The sequence below is a fragment of the Pandoraea morbifera genome, from assembly GCF_902459575.1.
GTDB classification, from domain to species: domain Bacteria; phylum Pseudomonadota; class Gammaproteobacteria; order Burkholderiales; family Burkholderiaceae; genus Pandoraea; species Pandoraea morbifera.
This window is the reverse complement of sequence record NZ_CABPSD010000004.1, coordinates 109,023-125,219: the sequence shown is the minus strand read 5'-3', so window position 1 is coordinate 125,219 and position 16,197 is coordinate 109,023. Positions and strand designations below refer to the sequence as shown.

The following is a 16,197-nucleotide window of genomic DNA, read 5'->3' as shown; positions in this document are numbered from 1 at the left end:
CGAAGCACCGGTGACTGTGGCGGATGGCCAAGTCTTGCAGAAGCGCACGCGCTCAGCAAGCGCGATGCACGTGCCCGCGCTGCGTGGCCTCGTCAGGCGAGGTGGGCGGCAAAGCCGGTCTGGCCGGGCGCGACGTCGTCCTTGAGCGTGAGCGCGGGAATGTCGTACGCCCCGAAGTTCTGGCGGCGATAGGGTATCGGCGCGGTCGTGGCCAGCGTGTCGAGACGTCCGCCAAGCGTGTGTGTGATCGCGTCCCAACGCGCGGCGTCGACCTTGCCCGTGCGATGGACGACCACCGGCGGCAGCACGTCCAATCCCGGGTAGAACAGCATGCCGTGCTGGATCGGGAACAGCAGGTCGTCGATCGGACCGTTGATGCCGCGCGCACTGTAATGCGAGTCCCAGCCGCCGGTGGTCACGACGAGCATCGCGCGCTTGCCCGACATCGAACCTTCGCCGTAGCGGTCTCCCCAGTGGGTGTCGGAGTGTTCGCCCACACCGTACGCGAAGCCATACGCGTACACGCGGTCGAACCAGCCCTTCATGATCGCGGGCATTGAGAACCACCACATCGGGAACTGGAAGATCACCGTGTCGGCCCAGCGCAGCTTCTCCTGCTCGCGCGCGATGTCGGCGCTTTGCGTGCCTTCGGCGAACGCACGCTTGGAATCCAGCGACGCATGAAACGGCTCTCGCGGATCGCGCTCGGGCGCATCGTGTTCGTCGAGCGAGGCCTTCCACTGCATGGCGTAAAGATCCGAGACCTGCACACGATGTCCGACCGCCTCCAGACGCTGGACGGCGAAGTCCCGCAGCGCCCCGTTGAGCGAGCGCGGTTGCGGGTGGGCATAAACGATCAGGACATTCATTTTCAAGCTCCATTGGCCGCCTGGCGGCATACGAATCAGAGGGATGCCTGCAGCTTAGGGCGTGGCAAGGTATATTGGAAATGAATTCCTGATATGACAGGTATAACAATGGATAATTTGCGCCGTATCGATCTGAATCTTCTGATCACGCTGGACGTGCTGCTCGTGGAGCAGAATGTGACGCGCGCGGCCGAACGCTTGCATATGTCGCAGCCGGCGGTGAGCGTGCATCTTGCAAAGTTGCGTGATCTGCTGGGCGATCCGCTGCTGTTGCCGGGTCCGCGTGGTATGCGGCCGACGGCGCGCGCCGAGGCGTTGCGCGCGCCGTTGCGCGACGCGCTCGAATCGCTTTCGCGCGCCGTGGCGCCCGACGCTCCGTTCGATCCGGCGAGCGCCGAGGTGACGTGGCGGATCGCGGCCACTGACTTCACCGAATCGACGGTCGTGTTGCCGGTCCTGGCGTCGCTGCGCGAGGTTGCGCCGAACACGCGGCTGGCGATCTTCGACATGTCACCATCGCGGCTGCTTCGACAGGCCGAGCAGGGTGTCATCGATCTGGCATTTCACACGACCGACGGCGCGCCGCAGGGATTACGTCGCAGGACGTTGTTCACCGAACGGTACGTGCTCGCAGCGCGGCGCGGACATCCGAAGCTTCGGCGCAAGCCCACGCTCAAGCAGTTCTGCGAGCTCGAACATGCCGTTGTTTCGCAGGAGGGCGGCGGCTTTCGCGCGGGCACCGACGACGCGTTGGCGCAACTCGGCATGGCGCGGCGCGTCGTATTCTCCGCGCCGCATTTCCTGTTTCTGAAGTCGGTGCTTGCGAACACCGATCTGGTGGCGATGGCGCCCGAGCGACTGGTGCGCGATGACCCGGCGCTGCAATTGACGGCTGCGCCCGTGGACGTGCCGGGCTTCGAGATATCGATGCTGTGGCACGAGCGGGTCCATCGCGATCCGGCGCATCGCTGGATTCGCGAGTGTATCGCTCGAGCGGTATGAGGCGCTAGCCAGCTCGCCCGAGCGTGCGTTGCTCGTAATCGAGCGATCCCATCTCGGCGAGCCGGCTGATGGTGCGCGACAGGTCGCGCCAGTCGCTCAGGGCGTCGAGTGCGGCGAGAAGCGGGGCGTCGGAGGCGATCACCAGCGTGCGGCAACGGTCGTAGCAGATGTCGACCAGCCAGGCAAACCGTTGCAGCGTATCGGGGCGCCGCAATTGCGCCACTGGCAACGCGTCGACGATCACCGCCTGCCAGCGCTCGACCAGCGCCAGATAATCGAGATGCGAACGATGCGCGACACACAGGTCCGCGAAGCTCGCCCACAGCACGCGGTTTCCCGCGCTGCGCGCCGGTAGCGAACGGCCTGCCAGCGTCACCTCGGACGGCGCGCGGGGGGCGGCGCCCTCGATCTGCGCGTAGTGCGTGGGCAGCACGCGGCTTGCGCCGTCGAGCGGCGATAGCCAGCGCCGAAGCGTCGCCGCCTCACCGCCCATTCGGTAATCGGTAGCGCCGTCGAAATGGACGATGGCGAAGCGTTGCTGAATCACCGCGATCGTCGGTTCGAAGCGCTCGTGGAACTCGGGGTCGGGAAGCAACCGTTGCGGTGCATAGTTGGACGTCAGCACCAGACGCACCCCCCGCGCGAGCGCGATATCGAGAAAGCGGCCGATGAGAAAGGCGTCCGCGATGTCATGGACGTGAAACTCGTCGAAGCACAGCAACGCAACGTCTTCGAGCCAGCGGCCCGCAACCGCGGCGAGCCGGTCGTCGCATTTGGGTTCGCGCACGAGCTGCCGGTGCATGTCGCGCAGGAACTCATGGAAATGCACGCGTCGCTTTTCGCAGTCGGCGACCGAGAACGCGGCATCGACCACCAGGCTCTTGCCGCGTCCTGGCAGGCCGTGACAGTACACGCCGTCGAATGCCACCTGATCCGCGGTGGCGCGTGGGTGCGCCAGTCGCGCGAGAGCGGCGATCGCTTCACGCTGGCGAAGATCGGGGCGGATGTGGCGCTCGGCCAGCGCTTGCGTCACGCGCGCGGCATCGATCATGAAAGGAACACTCCGGAGAACGGCGGCCGGCGCCTCCGGCCGGTCAACGAGCGCCACTATACCGGTGGGCCGTGCGGCCGGCCAATACGTAATACGGCGCGCTACCATCGCATTTCGGCATGGTCCGCATGATCCGCGTGGTGCGATAACGAACCGCGATGCTGCTAGAATCCGGGCCAGGCCGATGCTGCCTGCCGCCCGCACCCGAGCACGCCGTGCCCGGCCCCGGTGAAAGCATCGAAGTCATCGCATGTCCGTCCTGTTCCTTCGGCGGCGCGCATCAGCAACGCGGGCACTGATCGAATACGTCGCCACCGAACATCGACAAGGATGGCTGCTATGCGAACTTATCTCGACGCCAAAGTCATGGCGAAGTCCCTGCGCGAACGTCTCGCGCGCGAGGGCATCGATCTCACCCACGCCCAGGCACTCGAATCCGTGGCCGCGCAGTTCGGCTTCTCGGATTGGAACGTGCTCGCCGCCAAGCTCGCCCAGGCGTCGGCCGACGGCATCGTCTTCGACACCGTCGCACCGATTCACCGGATTTTCGACGAAGCGAAGGCGCGGGAATTCTACGTGGACTTTCTCGGCTTCCAGGTGGACTGGGAGCATCGCTTCGCCGACGGCATGCCGTTGTATTGCCAGGTCTCGCGCGCGGGCATGACGCTGCATCTGTCCGGCCACTTCGGCGACGCCAGCCCGGGGGCGACGACGTTCGTCTTCATGCGCGGCGTCGAGGCGTATCAGCGCGAGCTGGCCGGCAAGCGGTATCCGAACATGAATCCCGGCATCGAAACGCTCGACTGGGGCAGGCAGATGACGGTCACCGACCCATTCAACAATCACATCCGCTTCTGCGAATCGAGCGACTGAGGCCCTCGCGGGCAGGGCGGTGCCGCGCCCTTCGCACGGCGCCGCGCGAATGCGGTAACGTATGTGCTCTGCGTATATCCGCATCCCGTGAAAGGAAGTCCGGCATGTCCCCTGCCTTCGATCCCGAGCGCTATTTCCGGCGCATCGGTTACACCGGCCCGCGCGAAGCCACGCTCGACGTGCTGCGCGCCGTGCATGCGCTGCATCCGCTGGCGATTCCCTTCGAGAACCTCGAGCCGATTCTCGGGCGGCCCGTTCATGTCGATCTGCCGTCGGTCGTCGCCAAGCTGGTCGACGCCCGGCGCGGCGGCTACTGCTTCGAACAGAACGCCCTGTTCGCAAGTGCGCTCACGTATCTGGGGTTCAACGTCACGCCGCTGATCGGACGCGTCGTCTGGGGCCGGACATTCGATGTCGAGGCGCCGCTTACGCACATGATGCTGCGCGTCGATCTCGACGGGCAGGCGTGGCTCGCGGATGTCGGCTTCGGCTCGGTAACGCTCACGGCGCCGCTGCGTCTCGACTCGCCGGACGAACAATCGACGCCGCTCGAAGCGTTTCGACTGACGGCTGTGCGCAACGCGGACACCGAACCCGTGAGCGAGTACCAGCTGAGCGTGAGATCGGCGCAATCATGGCTGCCGACCTATCGCTTCACGCCGCGACCGGCCGAATGGATCGATTACAAGTTGGGTAACTGGTACACGTCGAGCGCGCCGGATTCCATTTTTCGCAACCATCTGATCGCGTGTCGCGTGCTCCCCGAAGGTCGTATCGCGCTGCTCGACACGAAGCTGATCGAGCGCGCCGCGCAGGGCGACGTGCTCGCCGAAACGACGATCACGTCGGCGTCGCAACTGGCGGAGGTGCTCGGCGAGCGCTTCGGACTCAATCTCGACGGTGTGGATACCCGCGAACTGTTCGAGACGGCCAGGGCGTGTGCGGCGAAATCGGGCGCCTGAGACTTCCGACTTACCGGCGGCGACCGAGGTGTAGGCGACCGACCCGCGAAGGGACCTCCGAAGCACACCGAACGGCGCAAACGAAAGCGCCCGGTGCGATGGCACCGGGCGCCGGAAGCTGGCGGTGCGCTGCCGACGTGGCGTCGGCAACACGCGACCGGCGAATCAATGCGCCGATGTCGTACCCGGCCACATCCGCACGGCCAGCGCGCTGAGGGCGGCCACCGTCGCGAGCGATGCCACGCCGGTCCAGCCCCAGTGGGCCAACGCCTGGGCGCCGAGCGCCGCGCCAACGGCCATGCCGATGAACACGCCGACGAAGAGCACCGCGTTGAGCCGGCTGCGGGCGGGCGGCTCGATCCCGTACACGATCGTCTGGTGCGACACCAGCGCGACCTGCACACCCAGATCGAAGCCAATGGCGCCCAGGCCGATCAGCCAAAGTTGCGCATGAGCGCCGAGCAGCGGCGCGAACAACATGGCCGCGAACGAGACGGCCACCAGCCCGGCACCGAGACGCGTGACGAGTTGCGGCCCCTTGCGGTCGGCGATGCGACCCGCCAGCGGCGCACCCAGGGCGCCGGCCGCGCCCGCCAGGCCGAACGCCCCGGCTGCGGCAGCGCCCAGGTGGAACGGCGCTTCGTGCAGCATGACCGCCAGTGTCGACCAGAAGGCACTGAATCCGACGGACAGCAGGCCCTGTGCCAGCGCGGCGCGACGCAAGGCCGGGTGGCGGCGCCACAGATCGGCGACGGAGCCGATCAGCCGGCGGTAGGTCATTTGCGTAGTCGGGTGGAACGACGGCAGGGCGCGCCAGGCCACCACGCCGAAGCTCGCGACGCTGATCGCCGCGACGACATACATCGCCCGCCAGCCGAAGTTCTGCGCGACGAAGCCCGATACGACCCGCGAGAGCAGAATACCCAGCAACAGGCCGGTCATCACGGTGCCGACCACGCGTCCTCGAACCGACTCGGGCGCGATCGCGGCGGCGGCCGGCACAATGTCCTGCGCCATGGTGGCGGTCAGGCCGATGGCGAGACTGGCGGCGAGCAGCGTGCCGATACCCGGGGCCACCGCCGCGGCGAGCAGCGCCAGCGTCAGAATCGCCCCCTTGATCAGCACGATGCGGCGCCGGTCGATGATGTCGCCGAGCGGCACGAGCAGCAAGATGCCGAGTGCGTAACCGAGCTGGGTGAGCGTCGGCACCCAGCCGACAGCGGTGTTCGACGCGTGGATGTCGTCGGTCATGATGCCGAGCATCGGCTGCGCGTAGTACAGCGACGCGACCGTGAGGCCGGTGCCCGTGGCCAGCAGCAGTATCAGCCGGGCCGACAGTTCGGCCTGGGGACGTATCCCGGCCGTGGCGTTGGAAATTTGCGCGGAACTCATGAGGTGAGGCTCCAGTAGGTGAGTACGGGACGTAGTGTCTCGCTTGGTGCGGTGCAGCGGTAGGCCTATAATCCGTACAACCTTTATACGTGACGCGTATGACCGATCCTCGCAATCCTTCGACACCGATCGCGGACTCCCCGGCCGGTCGCGCCGGCGGCGCAGACCGCGTGGAGCTGATGCAGACGTTCGTGCGCATCGTGGAGGCCGGCAGCCTGTCGGCCGCGGCGGCGCTGCTGGGCACCACGCAGCCGACCGTGAGCCGCCGGTTGCAAATGCTGGAACGCTCGCTGGGACTGCGCCTGCTCCAGCGCTCCACGCATCGCATGAAGCTCACCGAGGACGGCGAGCGCTGCTTTGCCCGTGCGAAGGAGCTGGTCATGAGCTGGGAGGCATTCGAAGCCGATCTGCGCGGCACGGGCAACGATCCGGAGGGTACCTTGCGGGTTCTCGCGCCCCACGCGTTCGGCCAGGAGATGATGATCGGCCCGCTGGCCGACTTCCTCGAGCGCTACACCGGCATGAAGGTGCACTGGTTCCTGCAGGATCGCGAGCCGGACTTCATTGCCGAGGGCATCGACTGCGCGATTCACGTGGGCGAACTGCGCGATCCGTCGAACGTCGCGATCTTGCTCACCGACGTGCCGCGCATCGTGGTGGCCTCGCCGGCGCTGCTGGCCGGGCGCCCGGTCCCGACGCATCCGGAGGCACTCGCGTCGCTGCCCTGGCTCTCGCTCACCACCTTCTACCGCAACGAGATCACCCTCACGCACGAGCAGACGCACGAGACGGCCCGCCTCACATTCGATCCGCGCATGAGTACGGACAATCTCTATGCGTTGCGCAGTGCGGCAATTCGTGGGCTGGGGGTGGGCGTCTGCTCGGCGTGGCTGATGGCCGAGGACGTGGCACAAGGGCGGCTGATCCAGTTGCTGCCGCAGTGGCGTTCGTCGGCGCTGCCGATGTATCTGATCTACCCGTACGCGAAGATCTATCCCGCGCGCCTGCTTCGTTTCATCGAGGCAATGCGTGCGGCCATCCCCGCGGTCATCGACGCCGAGCAGCGCAAGATCCGCTGATCTTTCCGGCGCGGGCGGCGCGGCGTCTGGCGCCGCGCGCATCGTCGTCGGTTCACCTGCGGCTGTCCGGCCGATCGCAGCGCTCGCACCGTCCTCAGGTCAACAGCAACCGGCCGGCCTTGCCTTGCAGCAGCGCGTCGTTGCGCTGGGCCGCATCGCGCAGGTAATCCCACAGCACCGTAATTCGCTTGAGCGCGCGCAATTCCTCGTGGCAATAGATCCAGAAGCTGCGTGTGACAACCACGTCGTCGACGAGCAACGGCACCAGCCGAGGGTCCTGCGCGGCCATGAAACACGGCAGAATCGCCAGCGCCTCGGACTGTAACGCGGCCTGGTACTGGGCAATCACGCTGGTGCTGCGCAGGACCACGTTGCACCCCGGCACGATGTCTTCCAGATAGCGCAGTTCATTGCTGAACGTGAGTTCGTCGACATAGCTGATGAACCGACGCCCGCTCAGGTCGGCAAACGTCCGCACGTCGCCGTATTGGGCAAGGTAGTCGGGCGTGGCGTACAACTGCAACCGGTAGTCGCACAGCTTGCTGCACACATAGGGACCGCGCTGGGGCCGCTCGATGGTGATGGCGAGATCCGCCTCGCGCTTCGATAGACTCACGAAACGCGGCACGGGCAGCACGTCGAAATCGATCGCGGGATATTCGCGCTGGAAGCGCGAAAGCACGGGGGTCACGAAATAGGTGCCGAACGCCTCCGTCGACCCGATGCGCACATGACCCGACAGCGTTTGCCCGAGCCCCGCCACTTGCTCGCAAGCCGACTGCACTGCCGTCTCCATCTGCTCGGCATGCACCAGCAACTGCTGGCCTTCGGGGGTGAGCGCAAATCCCGCGTTGCGCGATTTGTCGAACAGCAGCGTGCCGAGCGATTGCTCCAGTGCCCGCACCCGACGCGACACCGTCGTGTGGTCCACCCCCAGACGCACCGCCGCGGCGCTCACGCGCTGCGTGCGGGCCACTTCCAGAAAGTACCGCAGGTCGTCCCAGTCGGGACGCGGCTCGACGCCGGACGCGCCGGCAAGTCGCGAAGGCTGGGCCTGCGGCGAAGCCGGTTCCCGCTGCCGAGCGGACGACGCGGACGACTCGGACGACTCGGACGACTCGGACGAAGTGGCTGAAGTGGCTGAAGTGTGCGACGTTCGTCCCGCCGGGATGCGCGCCATGCTGGTGTCTCCTATGTGCATTTGTGCACAAAGTAGATGCAGATATTCGCTATGTAAAGCAAATTCGCACAAATACAATTTATGAGCGCCGCGCATAGACGCCGGCGACGAAAAGCATAAGACCTGAAGGAGACAAAAGCGATGAAGATCAAGCCGTGGCTGCTCGCGCTCGGACTCGGTGCGGGCTTGGGGTTGACGTCGGTTGCCGGTATGGCGCAGTTGCCGGATCGTCCGGTGAAGGTGGGCGTGCTCACGGACATGTCGGGCACGTATTCGGCGATGGGCGGCGCGGGCTCGGTAGTGGCCGCGCAGATGGCCATCGACGACTGCCTGGCTGCCGAGTGCAAGGGCATGAAGATCGAACTGGTGTCGGCCGACAACCAGAACAAGGCCGACGTTGCCGCCAACAAGGCGCGCGAGTGGTTCGACCGCGACAACGTGGACGCGATCGCCGACCTGACGAACTCCGCAGCGGCGCTTGCGGTGCAGAAGCTCGCGATGGACAAGCAGCGCGTGGTGTTGTTCTCGGGGCCGGCGACCACGCGTCTGACGAACGAGGACTGTTCGCCCACGGGCTTTCATTGGATGTTCGACACGTATTCGCAGTCGGCGGCGACCGCGCGGGCCGTGGTCGGCGACGGCGGCAAGTCGTGGTACTTCATCACCGTCGATTACGCGTTCGGACATTCGCTCGAAAAGGATGCCGCCGATATCGTGAAGACCCTCGGCGGCACGGTCGTCGGCCAGTCGCGGCACCCGCTCAATGCCTCGGACTACGCGTCGTTCCTGTTGCAGGCGCAAAGCTCGAAGGCGCAGGTCGTGGCGCTGGCCAACGGCGGCCAGGACACGGTGAACGTACTCAAGCAGGCGCGTGAATTCGGCATCGTGCAACGCGGACAGAAGCTCGCGGCATTGCTGGTGTTCCTGTCCGATGTCCACGCACTCGGGCTGAACACGGCGCAGGGGCTGATGTTTACCGACGGCTTCTACTGGGACTTCGACGACGCCTCGCGGGCCTGGTCGGCCCGCTTCCAGAAGAAGTACAAGAACCTGAAGCCGACGATGGTGCAGGCCGGCGTGTATTCGAGCGTGCTGCATTACCTGCGCGCGGTTGCGGCGACGCAAAGCGTCGATGCCAAGGTCGTCGCGCAAAAGATGCGCGAACTGCCGATTCGCGATCCGATCATGCACAACGCGTCGATCCGCCCGGACGGACGCGTGATTCACGACATGTATCTGTTCCGCGTGAAGACACCCGCCGAGTCCAAGGGGCCGTGGGATTACTACACTAAAGTGGCCACCGTTCCCGCGACGGAAGCCTTCCAGCCGCTGTCGAAATCGACCTGCTCGCTCGTGAAGACGAGCACGGCGGCGAAGTAACGACGACCGATGCACTCGACCGGCATTCGACCGGTGTCACCCGTATTTCCTTGCCTTTGCCTTTGCCTTTGTCTTTGTCTTGAACTGGAGAGCGTGTCATGTCCCTTCCCACTATTCCGCTGCTCATCGACGGCAAGCGTGTCGAGTCGAAAACGTCGCAGTGGCGCGATGTCGTGAACCCCGCCACGCAGGAAGTCGTCGCGCGCGTGCCGTTTGCCACGCCCGATGAACTCGACGCGGCGGTGGCCTCCGCCAAGGCGGCGTACAAGAGTTGGCGCAATACGTCGCAAGCCAACCGCATGCGCGTGATGCTGCGTTTCCAGCAGCTGCTGCGCGATCACACGGGCGAGCTTGCCGAACTGATCACCCGTGAGCACGGCAAGACGCTGCCCGATGCCGAAGGCGAGGTCGGGCGCGGCCTCGAAGTCGTGGAGCATGCGTGCTCGATTGCATCGCTGCAACTCGGCGAGTACGCCCAGAACGCGGCCGGCGGCGTCGACGTCTATACCCTCATCGAGCCGCTGGGCGTCTGCGCGGGCATTACCGCCTTCAACTTCCCGGTGATGCTGCCGTGCTTCATGTTCCCGCTGGCGGTGGCCACCGGCAACACGTTCGTGCTCAAACCCTCGGAGCAGGACCCGAGTGCGTCGCTGCGTCTGGCCGAGCTCGCGCTGGAAGCCGGCCTGCCGCCGGGCGTGCTCAACGTCGTGCACGGCGGTCCCGACACGGCGAACGGCATTTGCGATCACCCGGACATCAAGGCGGTGTCGTTCATCGGCTCGACGCATGTCGGCACGCACATCTACCGTCGTGCGTCGGAAGCGGGCAAGCGCTGCCAGGCCATGATGGGCGCGAAGAATCACTGCGTGATCCTGCCCGACGCCGACCGTGAACAGGCGATGAATCACCTGCTCGGCGCCGCGTTCGGCGCGGCGGGGCAACGCTGCATGGCGACCTCGGTGGCCGTGCTCGTGGGCGAGGCCCGCGAGTGGGTGCCCGAACTGGTCGAGCGCGCTCGCGCGCTCAAGGTGGGCCCCGGCACCGACCGCAAGGCGGACCTCGGGCCGGTGGTGTCGAAGCAGGCCCGTGCCCGCATCGAGAAGCTCATCGGCGCCGGTGTGGAAGAGGGCGCGAAACTGCTGCTGGACGGTCGCGGCCACGCGGTCGAGGAAGCCCCCGAGGGCAACTTCGTCGGCCCGACGATTTTCGACGGCGTGACGGCGGACATGTCGATCTATCGGGAAGAGATTTTCGGGCCGGTGCTGTGCATGACCGGCGTCGACACGCTCGACGAGGCGATCGCGTTCGTCAACGCGAACCCGAACGGCAACGGCGTGGCCCTCTTCACGCAGGACGGCGGTGCGGCGCGCCAGTTCCAGAACGAGATCGACGTCGGTCAGGTCGGGATCAACCTGCCGATTCCGGTGCCGGTGGCGTGGTTCAGCTTCACGGGCTCGCGCGCGTCGAAGCTCGGCGATCTGGGCCCGAATGGCAAGCAGGCCATTCTCTTCTGGACCCAGACCAAGACCGTCACCGCCCGCTGGCAGGCGCGCGGTACCGGCCCTGCGGGCGTGAACACCACCATCACGTTGAAGTAAGGCGGCCTTTCGACATTTCGGAGACAGAAGATGGCTACGGAAACGCAACAAGGGTCGCTGCGCGTCGCGTTCATCGGACTCGGCAACATGGGCGGGCCGATGGCGGCCAATCTGGTGACGGCCGGGCATGCGGTGCGCGGTTTCGATTTGTCCGCGGCCGCCATGGACCGACTGGCCGCCGCCGGCGGCCGGGCGGCCGCCTCGATCGCGGACGCCGTGCACGATGCGCAGGTCGTCATCACGATGCTGCCGGCCGGGGAGCACGTGCTGGCCGCCTATGACGGCCCGCAGGGAGTGCTCGCCAATGCCGCGCCGGACGCGGTGCTGATCGACAGCAGCACGGTGCCGCCGGAGATCCCACGGCAACTGGCCAGGCTCGCGCGGCCCGGCACGCTGCTGCTCGACGCGCCAGTCTCGGGCGGCACCGCCGGCGCGGCGGCCGGCACGCTCACGTTCATGGTCGGGGGCGACGCGGCGCTCGTCGAGCGCATGCGACCGCTGCTTGGCAACATGGGACGTGCGATCCACCATGGCGGGCCGCTGGGCGCGGGCCAGACGCTCAAGCTGTGCAACAACATGCTGCTGGGCATTCTGATGGCGGGCACGAGCGAGGCGTTGCGCCTTGGCATCGCCAACGGACTCGATCCGAAGGTGCTCTCGGCGGTGATGCAACAGAGTTCGGGACGCAACTGGACGCTGGAGGTCTACAACCCCTGTCCGGGGGTGATGGAGAACGCGGCGTCGTCGCGTGGCTACACGGGCGGATTTGCGACGGATCTCATGGCCAAGGACCTGCGTCTGGCCCATGGGGCCGCGCTGGCGAGCGACGTGGCCACGCCACTGGGGGATCTTGCACGGCGCATTTTCGAAGTGCATCGCGCCAATGGCCATGGCGGACTCGACTTCTCGAGCATCTTCCAGGACCCGGTGACGCTCGCGCAGGCGCTCGATGTGAAGTAGCGGCTGCGCCCGACCCGCAGGCAGGCGCGCAGACAGCGGAGCAGAAGATGCCCGCCGGTATTCGCCGGCGGGTTTTTTGCGCGATCAGCGCCCCCGTGGGGGCTGGCGTCAGCCGGCGATCATGCGTTGCAACTGATCGAGCTCCTGGTTCAGCGCGCGCTGCTCGTCCGCCGAGAGCCCGCCGCCGTGCTGCGCGGCCATGTCGCGCATTTCCTGCGCAATGGCGTCGAGACGTCGGTGCAGTTCATAGCCGCGCGGGGGCGGATAGTAGCCCTGGTTCACGTGATTGTCGATACTGTGCGACTCGCCGCCAATGCGGCGCTCGATCTGCTCCCGGCGCTGGACGGCAACGGCGTGCGGGTCCTGTTCCACGATGACGCGCGCGGGCGGAGCCGGACGCGGCGGCTCGACCACGCAGCCCGAGAGGCTGGCAACACCGGCCAGGCCGGCGAGCAGCGCCAGGGCGGCCAGCGGACGGGCCTGAGGGGATGCGCCGGCCGGGCGCTTGCGGTAAGTGCGGCTTAAGACGTTCATGATCGTTCTTCACCCTTATCGATGTCTCGGCGGCAGAAAATACGCCCGATGTCGGCGCGGCATCCACGACCTGTGCGTGACGGATGGGTGTGATGCGCGCGTAGGGGCATTCTCGCGAGGCCCGGGTGCGGCGAACAGAGATGTTGCAATCCGTTGCAACCATTTCAAACCCGCCAATATCGGCGTATCATCGCGCCGCAACGGTTCCCCCTCGGCCTGCCTTTCCGCGCTTGCGAGCGCCGCTTCCCGCCATGATCGTCCGACCCAATCTGCACTGGCTGCGCATGCTTTTCGTCGTGCGCGGCTCGATCTTGCCCAAGATCGCACCGCAGCTCATTTTCACCACGATCATCTCGATAGGCGTCACCGTGGCGCACGGGCGCATTTTCGAATGGAAGATTCCGCTCACGTTCATTCCGTTCTCCCTGATCGGTATCACGCTGGCGATCTTCCTGGGCTTTCGCAACACCACGAGCTACGCCCGCTACTGGGAAGCCCGCATGCTTTGGGGCAGTGTACTCAACGAGACGCGCGCGCTGGCCCGGCAGTCCATGACGCTCGTCTCGGATACGTCGGATTCTCCGCGCTTCGTCGGCTATCTCATTGCATTCGTGCATGGCATGCGCCATCAGTTGCGAGGCACGGACCCGAGCGCGGATTTCCGACGCCTGCTCGACGAGAAGGACGTCGCATGCCTCACACGCAAGCAGTTCCGGCCGATCGCGTTGCTGCTCATGGCGGGCGAATGGTTGCGCGAGCGACGCCGGCTGGGGCAGATCGAAGCACCGCTTGCGCAGGTCATGGAGATGCACCTCGACCGCCTGGGCGAGGCCATCGGGGGCTGCGAACGCATCGCCACGACGCCCATCCCATTCACCTACGGCGTGATCCTGCATCGCGTGACCTATCTCTACAGCCTGCTGCTGCCGTTCGGGCTGGTAGATTCGATTGGCCCGATGACGCCGGTGATCGTCGCCTTCATTTCCTACACCTTCTTCGCGCTCGAAGCCGTGAGCGCCGAAATCGAGGAGCCGTTCGGTCTGGAGCCCAACGATCTGGCGCTCGACGCCATGTCGGAGACCATCGAGCAGTCGCTTCGCGAAATCCTCCACCGTCAGCACACCGCCCGTCTGCCCGCGCGCGATCACCACATCATCACCTGATGCGCCTCGCAGGAATTTAATACTAAAGTTCTTGCTTTACTTTATTGCATGACTATACTCAAGCATATGCTTGACCATGACGATGCCCTCGATCTGACTTTCCAGGCACTGGCCGATACGTCCCGCCGCGCGATGCTCGTGCGGCTGGCGCAAGGGCCGGCGTCGGTGAGCGCGCTCGCGCAGCCGTTGGCGATGTCGTTGCAGGCGGTCATGCAGCACCTTGCCGTGCTTGAGAGCGCAGGGCTGGTGCGTACGGAAAAGGCCGGACGTGTTCGCACATGCCGGATCGAACCCCAGGCGCTGAGCCTTGCAGAGCGATGGATCAACCAGCGCCGTCACGAGTGGGAAGGTCATCTCGACCGATTGGGCGAGTATCTGGCCAGCCTGCCGCCCGAAGGAGAGATTCATGAGGACAGCAAGTGAAGCCACGCCCACTGCGCAGCCGCGCCCGTTGACCGTCGGCCGCACGTATGCCGTCAAGCGCGAGGTCGTGTTCGGCGCGTGGACGAGTGTCGAGGCCGTCAAACGCTGGTTCTGCCCGACGGGCTATACCGTGCCGGAGGCAACGGTCGACGCCCGCGTGGGCGGCCCTTTCGAACTGCGCATGCAGTCGCCCGAAGGCGAATCGCACTGGATTCGCGGGCGCTTCGTCGAGATCGACGCGCCGGCGCGACTCGTGATCGACATGGAAGTGACCGACGCCTGCGGCCTGGCGCTGTTCGGCGCGCGCACGACGGCCGCGTTCACCGACGTTGCCGACGGCACGCGGCTTGATGTCGAGCAGCGCTACACGGTGCACGATGCGGCGTTCGCGTGGATGCCCGAGGGCGCCGGCGAGGGTTGGAAACAGACGCTCGACAAGCTGGGCCGCGAGGTGCTGCGCGAGCTGGACGCGCCGTCGCAACGCAGCGTCGTGCACGCAACCTTTCGCCTGGAACGCCAATATCCGGCTTCACCCGCGCGCGTATTCCGGGCGCTGACCGATCGAGAGGCCAAGGACCGATGGTTCGGCGGCGGGGCCGGCTACACGATGCTCGAGCGCACGATGGATGTGCGCCCCGGCGGGCGCGAACGCGCCCAGGGGCGATGGGCGAGCGGGATGGTGTCGACCTTCGATGCCGTCTACTTCGATGTGGTGCCAGACTCGCGCCTTGTCTACGCCTACGAAATGCACCTGGATACGCGCAAGATCTCGGTCTCGGTCGCGACCATCGAATTGCGCGCGAAGGACGGGGGCACGCATCTCGTCATGACCGAGCAGGGCGCTTATCTGGACGGCTATGACGATGCCGGCTCTCGCGAACGCGGCACCCAGCATTTGCTCGATGCCCTCGGCGCATCGCTCGCCGACTGAGGGTTCGCCCCCGGTTCGGGGCGGTCTCACGCCGCCAACCCTGGCCGGCTGTGGCCGCCTGTAGCTGCCGGTAGCTGCCTGTAGCTGCCGGTAGCTACGCGCGGCGACTCGCCAACTTTCCGCCGCTCCAAAACACGCCACCGCTCCGTGAGACGGGCACGGTGGCGTCGTGCTTTTCGCGATCGCACCGAATTGGTGCGCGGATTCTCATCAAAAGGCACAATAGTTCCTCGACAAATTTCGCGTTTTTCATCGCGAGGCGGAGTTCTAGACTTCCTTCCATCGACGGCGCAATGCAAAAACAAAGTCGTCGCAACCAAGACAGGAGTTATAAAAATGAACCGCAAGAACATCGCTATCGCCCTTATCGCCGCCATCGCTTCGCTGGGTGCCGTTGCCAGCCAGGCCGCCGAGAACGGCAACAACTACCCCGAAATCGCCTCGCAAGGCCAGCCGCTCACGCGTGCGGCCGTGCTGGCCGATCTGGCGCAAGCCCGCTCGCAGGGCCTGATCCCCCACGGCGACGCCGACTATCCGGTGTACGTGGCCTCGGGCTCGGCCAAGACCCGCGCCGACGTGAAGAGCGAACTGGCGCAGGCCCGTGCCGAAGGCCTGATGGCGCAGAACGACGTCGACTATCCGATCGTCGCCACGCAGGGTGCGAGCGTATCGCGCGCCGATGTGAAGCAGGAACTGGCCCGCGCCCGCGCCGCCGGTGAACTGAACGTCAGCCAGGGCAGCTAAGCATTCGCCCTCGACGTTGCCAACGTCGAAAGCCGTCCTCCGGGACGGCTTTTTGC

16 protein-coding genes are annotated in these 16,197 nt (G+C 66.0%); 11 read left to right on the top strand and 5 right to left on the bottom strand.

What is annotated here, in order from left to right:
• Positions 1–92 precede the first annotated feature (92 nt).
• Positions 93–869 (bottom strand): NAD(P)H-dependent oxidoreductase, encoded by a 777-nt coding sequence (locus PMO31116_RS08730; RefSeq protein WP_150566376.1) that lies wholly within the window; start codon positions 867–869, stop codon positions 93–95.
• A 108-nt stretch (positions 870–977) separates the two neighbouring features.
• Here PMO31116_RS08730 and PMO31116_RS08725 point away from each other — a divergent pair, with 108 nt between their 5' ends.
• Positions 978–1,871 carry a LysR family transcriptional regulator gene (locus PMO31116_RS08725; protein WP_174971007.1) on the top strand — a complete coding sequence of 298 codons (894 nt, stop codon included), beginning with the start codon at positions 978–980 and terminating at the stop codon, positions 1,869–1,871.
• 4 nt (positions 1,872–1,875) lie between these two features.
• Here PMO31116_RS08725 and zapE read toward each other — a convergent pair whose 3' ends face one another.
• Positions 1,876–2,922: a cell division protein ZapE gene (zapE, locus tag PMO31116_RS08720; protein WP_150566374.1), complete on the bottom strand. Its 1,047-nt coding sequence runs from the start codon at positions 2,920–2,922 to the stop codon at positions 1,876–1,878.
• Positions 2,923–3,261: 339 nt separating this feature from the next.
• On the opposite strand from zapE, the gene PMO31116_RS08715 reads away from it, so the two are divergent.
• Together PMO31116_RS08715 and PMO31116_RS08710 are read left to right on the top strand one after the other, a co-directional pair.
• Positions 3,262–3,795 (top strand): glyoxalase superfamily protein, encoded by a 534-nt coding sequence (locus tag PMO31116_RS08715; protein ID WP_023594326.1) that lies wholly within the window; start codon positions 3,262–3,264, stop codon positions 3,793–3,795.
• 104 nt (positions 3,796–3,899) lie between these two features.
• Positions 3,900–4,757: an arylamine N-acetyltransferase family protein gene (locus PMO31116_RS08710; RefSeq protein ID WP_150566373.1), complete on the top strand. Its 858-nt coding sequence runs from the start codon at positions 3,900–3,902 to the stop codon at positions 4,755–4,757.
• A 165-nt stretch (positions 4,758–4,922) separates the two neighbouring features.
• Here the strand turns inward: PMO31116_RS08710 and PMO31116_RS08705 are convergent, their stop codons facing one another.
• Positions 4,923–6,149, bottom strand: a complete 1,227-nt coding sequence (locus tag PMO31116_RS08705) for an MFS transporter (protein ID WP_150566372.1) — start codon at positions 6,147–6,149, stop codon at positions 4,923–4,925.
• Between the two features lie 98 nt (positions 6,150–6,247).
• Here PMO31116_RS08705 and PMO31116_RS08700 point away from each other — a divergent pair, with 98 nt between their 5' ends.
• On the top strand, positions 6,248–7,228 hold the full coding sequence (locus tag PMO31116_RS08700) for a LysR family transcriptional regulator (protein WP_246185214.1): 981 nt from the start codon (positions 6,248–6,250) through the stop codon (positions 7,226–7,228).
• A gap of 94 nt (positions 7,229–7,322) precedes the next feature.
• On the opposite strand, the gene PMO31116_RS08695 is transcribed toward PMO31116_RS08700, so the two are convergent.
• The gene (locus tag PMO31116_RS08695; RefSeq protein ID WP_246185213.1) at positions 7,323–8,408 is read right to left on the bottom strand and encodes a LysR family transcriptional regulator; all 1,086 of its coding nucleotides are present in this window, start codon (positions 8,406–8,408) and stop codon (positions 7,323–7,325) included.
• A 141-nt stretch (positions 8,409–8,549) separates the two neighbouring features.
• Between PMO31116_RS08695 and PMO31116_RS08690 the strand changes: the two genes are divergently transcribed.
• The 3 genes from PMO31116_RS08690 (at position 8,550) to mmsB (ending at position 12,346) form a co-directional block, all read left to right on the top strand.
• Positions 8,550–9,788 carry an ABC transporter substrate-binding protein gene (locus PMO31116_RS08690; RefSeq protein WP_174971004.1) on the top strand — a complete coding sequence of 413 codons (1,239 nt, stop codon included), beginning with the start codon at positions 8,550–8,552 and terminating at the stop codon, positions 9,786–9,788.
• 98 nt (positions 9,789–9,886) lie between these two features.
• On the top strand, positions 9,887–11,386 hold the full coding sequence (locus PMO31116_RS08685) for a CoA-acylating methylmalonate-semialdehyde dehydrogenase (protein ID WP_150566371.1): 1,500 nt from the start codon (positions 9,887–9,889) through the stop codon (positions 11,384–11,386).
• Positions 11,387–11,416: 30 nt separating this feature from the next.
• Positions 11,417–12,346: a 3-hydroxyisobutyrate dehydrogenase gene (gene mmsB, locus PMO31116_RS08680; protein ID WP_150566370.1), complete on the top strand. Its 930-nt coding sequence runs from the start codon at positions 11,417–11,419 to the stop codon at positions 12,344–12,346.
• Between the two features lie 108 nt (positions 12,347–12,454).
• Here mmsB and PMO31116_RS08675 read toward each other — a convergent pair whose 3' ends face one another.
• Positions 12,455–12,880 (bottom strand): hypothetical protein, encoded by a 426-nt coding sequence (locus tag PMO31116_RS08675; RefSeq protein WP_246185212.1) that lies wholly within the window; start codon positions 12,878–12,880, stop codon positions 12,455–12,457.
• A gap of 251 nt (positions 12,881–13,131) precedes the next feature.
• Between PMO31116_RS08675 and PMO31116_RS08670 the strand changes: the two genes are divergently transcribed.
• The 4 genes from PMO31116_RS08670 (at position 13,132) to PMO31116_RS08655 (ending at position 16,141) form a co-directional block, all read left to right on the top strand.
• Positions 13,132–14,043 (top strand): bestrophin family protein, encoded by a 912-nt coding sequence (locus PMO31116_RS08670; protein WP_150566369.1) that lies wholly within the window; start codon positions 13,132–13,134, stop codon positions 14,041–14,043.
• A 66-nt stretch (positions 14,044–14,109) separates the two neighbouring features.
• Positions 14,110–14,466 (top strand): ArsR/SmtB family transcription factor, encoded by a 357-nt coding sequence (locus PMO31116_RS08665; protein ID WP_150566368.1) that lies wholly within the window; start codon positions 14,110–14,112, stop codon positions 14,464–14,466.
• Positions 14,450–15,397 (top strand): SRPBCC family protein, encoded by a 948-nt coding sequence (locus PMO31116_RS08660; RefSeq protein WP_150566367.1) that lies wholly within the window; start codon positions 14,450–14,452, stop codon positions 15,395–15,397. Before PMO31116_RS08665 ends, PMO31116_RS08660 begins: the two co-directional genes overlap by 17 nt.
• A 336-nt stretch (positions 15,398–15,733) precedes the next feature.
• Positions 15,734–16,141 carry a DUF4148 domain-containing protein gene (locus PMO31116_RS08655; RefSeq protein ID WP_150566366.1) on the top strand — a complete coding sequence of 136 codons (408 nt, stop codon included), beginning with the start codon at positions 15,734–15,736 and terminating at the stop codon, positions 16,139–16,141.
• Positions 16,142–16,197: the final 56 nt, after the last annotated feature.

Excerpts from the sequence above, each read along its gene's own strand:
- PMO31116_RS08655 (WP_150566366.1), top strand. The coding sequence starts at position 15,734 with ATGAACCGCAAGAACATCGCTATCGCCCTTATCGCCGCCATCGCTTCG.
- PMO31116_RS08700 (WP_246185214.1), top strand. The coding sequence starts at position 6,248 with ATGACCGATCCTCGCAATCCTTCGACACCGATCGCGGACTCCCCGGCC.
- PMO31116_RS08695 (WP_246185213.1), bottom strand. The coding sequence starts at position 8,408 with ATGGCGCGCATCCCGGCGGGACGAACGTCGCACACTTCAGCCACTTCA.
- PMO31116_RS08665 (WP_150566368.1), top strand. The coding sequence starts at position 14,110 with ATGCTTGACCATGACGATGCCCTCGATCTGACTTTCCAGGCACTGGCC.
- PMO31116_RS08675 (WP_246185212.1), bottom strand. The coding sequence starts at position 12,880 with ATGAACGTCTTAAGCCGCACTTACCGCAAGCGCCCGGCCGGCGCATCC.
- PMO31116_RS08660 (WP_150566367.1), top strand. The coding sequence starts at position 14,450 with ATGAGGACAGCAAGTGAAGCCACGCCCACTGCGCAGCCGCGCCCGTTG.
- zapE (WP_150566374.1), bottom strand. The coding sequence starts at position 2,922 with ATGATCGATGCCGCGCGCGTGACGCAAGCGCTGGCCGAGCGCCACATC.
- PMO31116_RS08715 (WP_023594326.1), top strand. The coding sequence starts at position 3,262 with ATGCGAACTTATCTCGACGCCAAAGTCATGGCGAAGTCCCTGCGCGAA.
- PMO31116_RS08690 (WP_174971004.1), top strand. The coding sequence starts at position 8,550 with ATGAAGATCAAGCCGTGGCTGCTCGCGCTCGGACTCGGTGCGGGCTTG.
- PMO31116_RS08685 (WP_150566371.1), top strand. The coding sequence starts at position 9,887 with ATGTCCCTTCCCACTATTCCGCTGCTCATCGACGGCAAGCGTGTCGAG.
- PMO31116_RS08710 (WP_150566373.1), top strand. The coding sequence starts at position 3,900 with ATGTCCCCTGCCTTCGATCCCGAGCGCTATTTCCGGCGCATCGGTTAC.
- PMO31116_RS08705 (WP_150566372.1), bottom strand. The coding sequence starts at position 6,149 with ATGAGTTCCGCGCAAATTTCCAACGCCACGGCCGGGATACGTCCCCAG.
- mmsB (WP_150566370.1), top strand. The coding sequence starts at position 11,417 with ATGGCTACGGAAACGCAACAAGGGTCGCTGCGCGTCGCGTTCATCGGA.
- PMO31116_RS08670 (WP_150566369.1), top strand. The coding sequence starts at position 13,132 with ATGATCGTCCGACCCAATCTGCACTGGCTGCGCATGCTTTTCGTCGTG.
- PMO31116_RS08725 (WP_174971007.1), top strand. The coding sequence starts at position 978 with ATGGATAATTTGCGCCGTATCGATCTGAATCTTCTGATCACGCTGGAC.
- PMO31116_RS08730 (WP_150566376.1), bottom strand. The coding sequence starts at position 869 with ATGAATGTCCTGATCGTTTATGCCCACCCGCAACCGCGCTCGCTCAAC.